We start from the raw sequence: 9,587 nt of genomic DNA, 5'->3' as shown, positions 1-9,587 counted from the left end.
TTCAGCTCGAACGCGTCGTGCTGCACGGCGCTCCCGGCCAGTTCTGCCGTTGTAAAAGCGGTCCCGCCGGGTGCGTCACCACCGCGGCGGGGCCTTGATCCCACCCTGTAAGGAGGGCGAGGACCCATGAGCGACGCTACAGAAACCGCACGTTCAGTCGAGGCTGAGCGTCTACCAGACGGTGGACTGGCGAAGCACGAGGCCGAGGCGACAACGATCATCCGAGCCGTGACCGTGATCATGGCGACCGTAGTCGGCTTGACCTTCATGTTCGGCTTCGGCAATGTCCTCAATCTCGCGCTCCGGCTTGGCGTGCCCGTCTGGGTCGCGCCGCTCGTTGCTCCCGCAGTTGATCTCTCGATTGTCGGACTCTTGCTCGGCACGCGACACCTAGCGCTCACCGGCGCGTCGCCGGACGTGCTGCGGCCTGCTCGACGTCTGCTGATCTTCGCGAGTGTCGCCACGCTCGCCCTGAACGTCGCAGAGCCTGTGGTCGCAGGGGAGTACGGAAAAGCGGCATTCGATGCGGTAGGACCGCTTCTGCTGATCGGCTGGTCAGAGGTTGGCCCTGGTCTACTGCAAGCGATCAGCACAACGAGTCCGGTAATGGCGCGAAGCGAGGCTGATCGATCGGATCGGTCTATCCTGCCGAGCTTGGACGGTGCGACGGGCGAGGCGCAGCCTCAACCCCACGAACAGGGTCTCGTCGAACGGCGGATTGGTCGGCCATCCGCCAGGAGGCGCTCGTCGGAGGAGCTGCTGGCGCAAGCCCGACGGGAAGACGCCGCTCACCGCGCGGCTCAGCAGAAGCCGATCTCGGCGGAAACGCTGCGGGTTCGGCTGGGTATCGGCGCCGCGCGGGCACGCCGGCTCGTCAAGATCGTCCGCGCTGAGTTTGAAACGCAGAGCATGGTCGAGCGACTAGAAAATGAGCCGGGTGGTGAGATCTATGCTGGCACCGTCTCGGCTGCTTAACAGCGCTCACCTACATCTTGCCGCACAACGGCTCTCAGACCCGCACACGCGCCACATCCAACGTGGACACCAGGACACGCATCCAGTGCCAGCACGCCCGCCACGGCGCAGCTGCACCTAGACCGGACCGTATAGCGGCCCTGCGGTTCTGTGCGGGTTTTCAGGGCGTTGGGCGGTTGGCCGACGACGCTGGCACCGTGGCGGTCGATGATCGAGGTGCCGCGGGTGAACCTCCATGAGGAAGGTGAGCAATAGCGCGAGAGACGGTATTGATCATGTTCTCTGCCGTGTTTCTATGGACGATCTCAGCCGGTACCAACACAGCGTCGTCATCAAAATCGACGTAGAACGCCGCCATCTTGCTGTTGTTGACAGCCTTCGCCAGATCGCTGTCGCGGTCGGTGAGAGTTACGCGCACTTGCTCCCAGCGCTCACGACCCTCGGTGGTGTACGCGGGGTAGCACGCTGCGAGCGAGTCGACCAACGGACCGGTCATGGTCGCGATTTTCGGTCTGTGCTGCTTCCAGTCGTGCCAGAAGGCCTTCCAAGCGGACTCACCACATGGCGGACTACTGGCAGCCTCGCGGCAGATTTCATACTTGCCGACCTCTTCGCCCGCAAGAGCAGCTAGAGCGTAAGCGCGTGGCCAGCGCTTGGCGTCAAAGAGGAGACGTGCATCAGCCAGGAGTTCGAGTGCGTTGTTGAGTGCAGCTTGGCTGAGTTGATCAAGTTCTGCCGACGTCAACTGGCGCTTTGCCACGATCTTGCTCCCTCGGAAGTTGGTGAGCAGTCAGTCTGAACTTCTCGGCACAACGTGGAAAGTCAATTCCGGCCAAAGCACGCTCCCCTCATGCCACCAGCAGCGTCCTGTATACCTTGCCGGCTCAGAGGTTCGAGATGTGTAGCCCCAGGGCGAAAGTCGGGGGCTTCGTCCACGTCGGCGGCGAGACCTGGATATGGGCCGCTGCCGCGTCCGCGGTCAGGCGCACGATCGATCGAAAGAAGCGCATGCAGTCGATCGCGTCGGTGAGGCGCAAATTCGGCGCTGCTGGTGCATTGGCCGACGCTTTCCGCTCACGCACGGCCTGAAGGACTGGCAGGGCATCGATGTGTGCGTGTCCGTGTGCGACGGCATGCCGGACCTTAAGCCACTGGTTGATCACCTTGTCGACGTGGACCGGCTGGACGACCACTGCCTTGCTACCTCGGCCACCAAGTTGCTTCCAGGTCCAGCTTGGCCTCGGGTCGAAGCCCACGCGCTTCCACAACGCTCGCGACTTCTCAGGGTCTGGTGTCGCGAACTTGTGCACAGCGGAGTCGAAGTCAACTTTCCACTGCTGCATGGCAGCGGGTAGCACCGTGGCACCGTTGATCAAGTGCAGCTCGGCGAGCGCTGTGTCGCGCAGCGCAACCGCGACGTCCTGGACGAATGCCTGCCACGCCGCCACGGCCAGCACGATCGTCCCCCGGTTGACTGAAGGTTCTTCGATGCGGCGACCTACGCTGCCGTCCCCTGCCGCACGGTGGACCCGGACGATGTTGTCGCAGTGGGACATCGCACGTTCGTAGTTGTCGACGGCGGTCTGCACGTCCACTTGGCACCTCCACGTTCGAGCAGATCGATCACTGTAGATCGATCTGCGTCGCGTCAAGGGACGTTACGAACGAAGCGACACCTTGCCGACTCGACTTGTCAGGATTGCGCGGCGTGGTCGCGGCCCGCTCGTCTACGTCACGAAGCGAAGACAAAGGTCCACAAGCCCTGGAAGTCGGCGTCCGGTGATGCTGCCTCCAAGTAGGTCCCATCTTCGGAGAACTGACCCCGCACGGCGGTGGGTTGGGAGAATCTGGAGCTGAGTTCGAAGGACACGGTGCGTCCTTCCAGCTGGAAGGCCTCAGAAGGCAGCCTGTCGTTGTCCACTCTCAGGTACCGGAAGGGCGGCGGCACGCGGACGGCTTGCGACTGCGGCCGGACTGGGTCGAGTTCGCCGATGGTGGTCCCGCAGACGAAGCCGGTCGGGTAGAAGCGGAGGTAGCTGAACGACGCATGCTGGGGCACCGATCGATCGAGTTCGTACACACCGTTGAAGCGAGGTGTAACGCTGGCGTTGAGGTTCCACTGAGCGGGCGGTGTGTCACGTGTGGGCAGACCCGCAAGATCATCTGGTGAGCGACCGGTTTCCAGCCACTCGCGGGCTTGCCGCAACCGCGACCGCACCAGTGACAGGGCGGCTTCGTCGACAGTCAATGGGCAGTATGTGTTCAGTCGTGCCGCCTCCGGGCTCATGGCGTCGTCCAGGGCCCGACTCACCTCTTCGAGAGTGAGGCCGAAGGCTTGGGCGATGTGCAGGTCGACTTCCCGGTTCTGCATGCGAACGGTGTACTCGTCCGATAAGTCGCCCAAGACTTGGAGCGCCGCCCGACAGACGTCTGCGTGCTCGTCGGCGAGCTCAGCGACGGTCCACCCCTCACCACTCCGGCGGTAGGTCCTCAAATCAGCGCCGAGCCAGACTGTGATCTGCTCGTGAGAGTCTCGCATCCAGCGACCCTGCTCAGTGGTCACCTTCCAAGCGGCTCGCTCGAAGCGTTCGATGCGGTCGCGCAGGAAACCGCCGTGATTGATCTCGACCTTGACGAGTTCGGCACCGGCGAATCCGTGCTCGGCCAACACTGCGACCGCTGCCTGACAGCCTTGAACGGCATCGTGACGGATCCGCGCGAGGTCATGCTCGCGGGAGATCTTGGCGGCTCCGCGCTGCGCCTGTGGGTTGGTTGCCTCCGAGGCCAATCGAGACCTGACTATCTCCTCAGGTGTTGCCATCCGTTCCTCCGATCCTCGCGATGGGGGATCGTCTGCGTCCTCCTGAGCGTTAGCGCAGCGACCGCATGGTGAGGGCGCAGCGAGACCCGTCCGCGTAGCGCCGAGCCGTCAGCGAGACGGGCGAAGTAGTCCGGGAAGTGCGAACAGGCCTTGCCCGCTGGCATGGTGAAGAACAGCCAGCCGGCTGGGAGGCGACGCCGACCACCGCGTGGCTGTCCCTTGCTTCGAGGGGGACCGCGAACCAGGCCTGCAGGACTCGAACGGCATCGACCTTCAACGTCGGAACCTGGCCCTCGACGGCAACTGGTTCAACGTGGCCACCTTCACCGGCGACACCGCGTTCACCACGGCCGCGTTCTCCGGCGGCGCTCGGTTCGACGAGGCTACGTTCGTCTCAGTGGCCAGGTGCGTTGATACGCGGGTAGGGGAGGGGCGCGATCGGGTGGATGTCTGGATGACAGGCTGGACGGCCGAGAACGTCGACGACGGTGAGTGGACACATCTGGTTCCAGTGCCTGCGGTACGGAACTCGGTGCTGGGCGCAGTATCAGTGCGTGGCGAGGTCGAGTACAGCGAGGCAGAGTGGACCCTCGTGGTTGGTGAAGGGGTTGTGCACGACGGTGTCCGGGGACGCGGATTCCAGGACGTGGATGGCCGCTGCCGCGTCCGGCTGCGGCAAGGCACCCGCTTGCCGCAGTACCACGGCGAAGAGGTACATACGTTGCAACGGTTGTAGTTCCAGGTGCGCGTGGGCAATCGGATCCGAAGGAGCGGCCATTATGGGACTGTTCCCACGAATCCTCATCGGTTCCCGTAGGGCGGCTCGGAACGCTTCGACGGCGTCTGTGTCCACTCGCAGCCGTCGCATCAGCGGCTCGGTGAACATGGGCAGGTACAGGTCTGACCCGCTCATATGGATTCGGGCGTGAGCGCGGGTCGCGATGGCCGGTAGATCTTGCGGTTCCGCTGCACCGAAGGCGATGGCCAGCGTGTCGTCCCAGTTTCGGCGTTCACGAGTTGCGGGGCCTGTATCGAACCACGTCTCAAGGTCTCGGAGGGCCGTGATGGACAAGCTGTCCGCTGGAAACAGTTGCGTGTGGGCGGCCAGCTTTGCGCTCGGGTAGATGCGGCCTTTCTGGGTGTCGAGTGCGTCCTCAGTGAGGATGGCCTTGAACACCGCGTCGGGCACATTCCAGCTGTCTCTGTCCAGTACCGAGTCGAGGAGCTGGTCATGCCGGTGGTGCGCTATGTGGCCGAGCTTGGGCATGAGCGCACGAAGGACTCCTTCATCGCCCCTGTTCTCTTCTTTGGCCCACAAGAGGAAGTTGCGATCTTCGCGGAGGGTGGCATCACTGTCGGCCTCGTGACGGAGCATCTCGGCGATGGCGGGGTATCGGGAAGCGACTGTCGCGAGCGCAGACATGACGTGGCGCCGTTGCTCGCTGGCCGATCGACGCTGACTGTCGGACTTCCCGTTCAGCCGCTCGAAGATGTCGTCGCCGAAGTGATCACACAACATCTCCCAGTTGTCGGCGACGAGGTCTACGAGGATCTGATCCACGTCATCGGATAGGACATCGAGTTTGACGCCGGGCGCGCCTGAGTGACCGATCGTTTCCTCGATGCCGTCAATCAGTGTGAGGTCCCCGAGTGTGAGCATGCCGATCCACGCGAGTTGCCGGCGCTCTTCGAGTTCAGGGCCGTAGGCGCACAGGTCCCGCTTGATCTCTTCGCGCAGCCATTCCATCTCTGCCGTGAGTGTGTCGGAGCCCGCTAGGTCGTTGTGGGTCTGCTGGTGGCGGGTGATCGCTTGGATGAGCCCGATGAAGGCGTTCCGGCGTACCTCGGTGTCCGGCTCGTTCTTCCATTCCGTCATGACGTCGATGAGGTTGGCCGCGGTGAGCGAGCTGCGTGCGAGTTCGAACGCCAGGACTTCGCGCAGCTCTGGCTCGATGTGCTTGAGCAGGTTGAGGGTTTTGTCGAGGATTCGGAGGGAGGGTTCGTCGGTCCTGCCGCAGTACGCGCGGAGGATTGCGGCTGGAATGGTATCCGGAATTCCTGAAGTGATGGGCCTTGGGTCGTGGATGAGCTTGTCGGCGAACTCCTGGACAGCTGGCTGTCCAGGCCAGGCGGTGATGACCGATGGGACGTGCCACATCAGGAGGTGAGGGCTCACGTCCGTGCACAGCGCTGCCAGTTCGGCTGGGTCGTAGCTGGCAAGCACCTCTCGCATGGCGTCGGCTTCAGCATCCGGCTCCCGGACGGTGTTCTCGAATCGCTTCCAGGCATCGGCTACGGCCTGGGCAACGACGACGCGATTCTCGCTCTGAGTACGTGGTTCGGGCTGGCGCAGCAGGGACACGAGGACGGCGAAGCCCTCGGTCGGACCGAGCACGTCGATGGCTACGCCGGCCATAGGTGCGGCTTGAGTAAAGTCGCCGCGGAGCCGGGTGGAGAGGACTGTCTGGACGTGCTCGTCGTCGGCGTACCGCTCGACCAGCGTGCGGGCCGCGGCGTACGGCCGCATGCTGTCCAGGCCTTGCAACAGCACCGTCCGCGCGTCGGAGGGTGGCAATGTGGTGGCGAGACCAGTGACGCTGTGTGCCGTGAAGTCTTGCACTTTGGCGTCCACATAGGAGCGTAGAGCTTGTGCAAATTCCGGATCGTCGCTCCACTGCTCCGGGATCATTCCGACGTTGTACAAGATCAGGCCGTGTTCCTCTGGATCTGCGAGCTCTGCGGCCACCCAGTCCTTGAAGCGGCTATCGTTGCTGAAGGCGTTGCAGGCCAGGATCCATGCGAGCTCACGATCGCCGCTATTTCCGCCATTCGTCGTCAAGGTCTCCAACGCGAAGTCGGCCACTTGCGCATTCCCGCTGGCGGCGATGTTGACGAGGTCCGCTCCGGGCCACGGTTCGGAGAATTGGCGCTCCCGATGAAGCAGTGACAGAAGCCAGTCACGTTCCTCCGGCCGGAACAGTGCGGCATCACCATGCGCACTGCCGCGTTGCAGCAGGTGCAAGCCGATCAGCCGGAGTGGCATGGATGGCTGACGACGTGCCCAGTCGATCAACCGTGTGGTTTCGGGTGCGTCAGCCCAGCCGTAGCCGATAGCGAGGATGGCAGCGGCCTGGGTTGCTGAGGATGGTCCGGTCTCGGTGAACGCCACCAGCCGCTCCAGGAGGCGCTGCTGGCCATCGAATCGACGTGCGATCGCCAGCGCTGCGTTGACCTTCACGTTGTCTTCTGGATGCCGAAGGCCCCAGAGCAGGTACTCGGCAGCAACGTCGTCGGCGATGTCGAGATCGCGCAGCGCCCACATGGTCGGCGACGGGTCCGGACGGGGCGCGGTCAGCCACCGCTTCATGATCGGCAGCAGGTGGGTCCGCGCGATGTGGCTCGCGAGCGTGCCGGCAAGCGCGGTGAGGAGATTCGCCCGATGACGCAGTGACGGATGGGTCTCCACCCGTTCGACGAGCCGGTTGAGGTGACCGGTCTGGGATCTCGGGGTGAGCTTGACACCGGCGGCGAGCGCCTCGGCGAGCAGCTCGTATCCGTCAATGTCCGCCCATCGTTGGCTGCCCGTGTCAAGGGCCGCAGAAAGCAGCGGCTCGGTGGCGTGAGGGCTGACCTGCGCAGTCAGGAGTGCGAGGAGCACATCTCGCCAGGCCGGATCATGTACGAACCTCTGCATGGCCTCGACCTGCGCCTCGGTAGCCAGCGTGGCGAGATACTGGCCGGCGAGGTGGTCGAGCACCACTCGATGCAGGAAGCCGACGGAACCCGCGCCGTGCGACACGATCAACCCGAACTCGTCTTCTGCCATGGCGAGCACAGCATCGGCAATCCTGCGGGCCTCGGCTTGCTGATAGCCCAGGACGGTGTCGTCGGTCATCGACTCGACGATGAGCGTGCGCATCTCCGGCTTGGTGACGGTGCCGGACGGGTCCTTGACACGAAGACGGTAGGCCACAGCGCCGAACAACGCGGTCACCTCGGTGGCCGGCAACACCGCCCCTCTGGCGTGTGAGGCACGTTGCCGCATCTGGGGATGCTTTTCGAGGAGCAACTCGACCAGCCGAGCGTAGATCTTGAACCGTTGACGGGGCAGGGGTTCGCCTTGCCACGTCGCGGCCAGCAACGTCAGGAAAAGCGGAGACCTAGAAAGCTCGGCCAGTTCCGGGATGGCGTCCAGTTGGTCAAGGAACGGCTCGACGCCGACCGTCCACATCGACAGGCCTGCCGGAGAGGCTTCCGACTGCGTGACAGGCTGAAGGATTTCGGCCACGATCGTCCAGCGCTGCCGGTCGGTCAGCGGCGTGATCTCAGCCTGAGCCCAAGGACGCCTCCAGTTGAGCCGGTCGACCGCATAAGGGCGTGTGGAGAGAATCGCTGACGCGCTGGTGCGACCAAGGAACGCTTCAAGGATCCCGAGGGCGCGTTCGGCTGCTCCGACGTCGCTCCATTCATCGACGCCGTCAACGAGCAGCAGCAAGCGATCGTCCCGCAGAGCACGCAGGACCAGCGGCCAAAGGTGGGTGGCGCTCTGCGACTTCAGCCAGGATTCCGCGGCCGAAACGAGCGAGTTTTCCGTAGATGCTTCAAGGTGGCGGCACAGGAACCCGAACGGCAGCCAGATCGGCAGGTCAGTGGCGTGTTCCCGTTGCAACGCGATCGACTGCGGTTGGGACGACAGCAGGTCCGTTGCCACGAACCGCAGGAGGCTGGACTTCCCAGCTCCCGGACGGCCGATCAGCAGTCGGTACTTACCACCAGCCAGCCACTCGTCAGCCGCAACGGCGCCAACCGTCGCTGGCGCGCCCTGGCTTCTCGGCTTGATCAGCTGGCGGGCAGATCTGAAGGACTGTCGTCGGGCGCCCAGCCGCGAGGCGATGAACGTGTGCCCATCGCCGGAGCTTTCCGCCGAGCGTTGATTTTCAACGGGTGGCTCAGACCGCTCGGCGTCGATCACGTCGGCCCGTTGACGGTTGGGGTCGACGTCCAGGATGACGAACTCGCCATCGGGCTCTGCGTTCTCAGCCAGGTGGACCCCGCCCTGAGCAGAGAAGACAGCGTGGTACAGGTCGTGAAGCCCTGCACGGAGGTCTCTGCTGTCCTGGGGAGACAGGTTGTTCGCAAGGGCTTCGGCTGCGTCTGAGCCACAGAAGCGCTCTACCCAGGGGCGGCCGAAGAAGTCATCGACAATGCGGGGCTGATCCTTCAGCAGGATGGAGACCTCCTGCACACCCCACGGAACGAAGGTGATCTTAAGTTTGGCCAGACGTTCGGTCTGCTCACGGATCGCGTCGTCCAGCTTGGTGTCCTGCAGGTCGAACGAGGTAGCGAAGTGGAACGCCGCCGTCTTGTCCGCCCATTCACCCTTCAGCAGGTCGTCGACAGCCTTCTTGATCTTGGTTGCGGTCAGCGTTTGGACCCGTCGAGACTGCAGGGTGATGTAGTCACGACCGCCGGACTCGCCGTGTGTCAGGTCAAGCGGGAGCCGAGCGTAGGCGTCGATCCCAGCTTGGGCTTGGCCTGGAACACCGAAGAGCTTGGCGAACTGGACAGGTCTGACAGTGTGCAGCAGCCTGAGAAACAGACGCTCGGCGTTGGGCCATTCCATTGTGCCGATAGGCAGCACCTGGTCCCTGGTGTCGATCGGTGGTGCCGGCAGTGCCCCCGTAGGGGCTGACCAGAGGAGCGCTTCGGTGCGATCTCGGCCACCCGCTTCGTCCGCGAACGCGATCGTAGTCATCCTTCGCTGCCTCCCGCCTCGGCTCCGCCCGCCAAA

General features: G+C 63.9%; 5 protein-coding genes. 1 reads left to right on the top strand and 4 read right to left on the bottom strand.

Annotation, left to right across the window (positions count from 1 at the left end):
- Window positions 1-240: 240 nt before the first annotated feature.
- On the top strand, window positions 241-975 hold the full coding sequence (locus SK803_RS42665) for a hypothetical protein (RefSeq protein WP_319971938.1): 735 nt from the start codon (window positions 241-243) through the stop codon (window positions 973-975).
- A 160-nt stretch (window positions 976-1,135) separates the two neighbouring features.
- On the opposite strand, the gene SK803_RS42660 is transcribed toward SK803_RS42665, so the two are convergent.
- The 4 genes from SK803_RS42660 to SK803_RS42645 all read right to left on the bottom strand — a co-directional run bounded on the left by SK803_RS42660 (window position 1,136) and on the right by SK803_RS42645 (window position 9,551).
- Complete coding sequence (locus tag SK803_RS42660; protein ID WP_319971934.1) at window positions 1,136-1,735, bottom strand: AbiV family abortive infection protein; 600 nt, start codon at window positions 1,733-1,735, stop codon at window positions 1,136-1,138.
- Window positions 1,736-1,859: 124 nt separating this feature from the next.
- Window positions 1,860-2,570 carry a hypothetical protein gene (locus SK803_RS42655; protein ID WP_319971933.1) on the bottom strand — a complete coding sequence of 237 codons (711 nt, stop codon included), beginning with the start codon at window positions 2,568-2,570 and terminating at the stop codon, window positions 1,860-1,862.
- A 137-nt stretch (window positions 2,571-2,707) separates the two neighbouring features.
- Window positions 2,708-3,796: a hypothetical protein gene (locus SK803_RS42650; protein ID WP_319971932.1), complete on the bottom strand. Its 1,089-nt coding sequence runs from the start codon at window positions 3,794-3,796 to the stop codon at window positions 2,708-2,710.
- Window positions 3,797-4,343: 547 nt separating this feature from the next.
- Window positions 4,344-9,551: an NACHT domain-containing protein gene (locus SK803_RS42645; protein ID WP_319971931.1), complete on the bottom strand. Its 5,208-nt coding sequence runs from the start codon at window positions 9,549-9,551 to the stop codon at window positions 4,344-4,346.
- Window positions 9,552-9,587 lie beyond the last annotated feature (36 nt).

The organism is Lentzea miocenica (assembly GCF_033949945.1).
Classification (GTDB): domain Bacteria; phylum Actinomycetota; class Actinomycetes; order Mycobacteriales; family Pseudonocardiaceae; genus Lentzea; species Lentzea miocenica.
Note: the sequence above shows the minus strand (reverse complement) of the source record. Positions and strands in the feature narration are given on the sequence as shown.

Bases quoted from the DNA above. Each gene is read 5' to 3' on its own strand.
- SK803_RS42665 (WP_319971938.1), top strand. From the start codon at position 241: ATGGCGACCGTAGTCGGCTTGACCTTCATGTTCGGCTTCGGCAATGTC.
- SK803_RS42650 (WP_319971932.1), bottom strand. From the start codon at position 3,796: ATGGCAACACCTGAGGAGATAGTCAGGTCTCGATTGGCCTCGGAGGCA.
- SK803_RS42645 (WP_319971931.1), bottom strand. From the start codon at position 9,551: ATGACTACGATCGCGTTCGCGGACGAAGCGGGTGGCCGAGATCGCACC.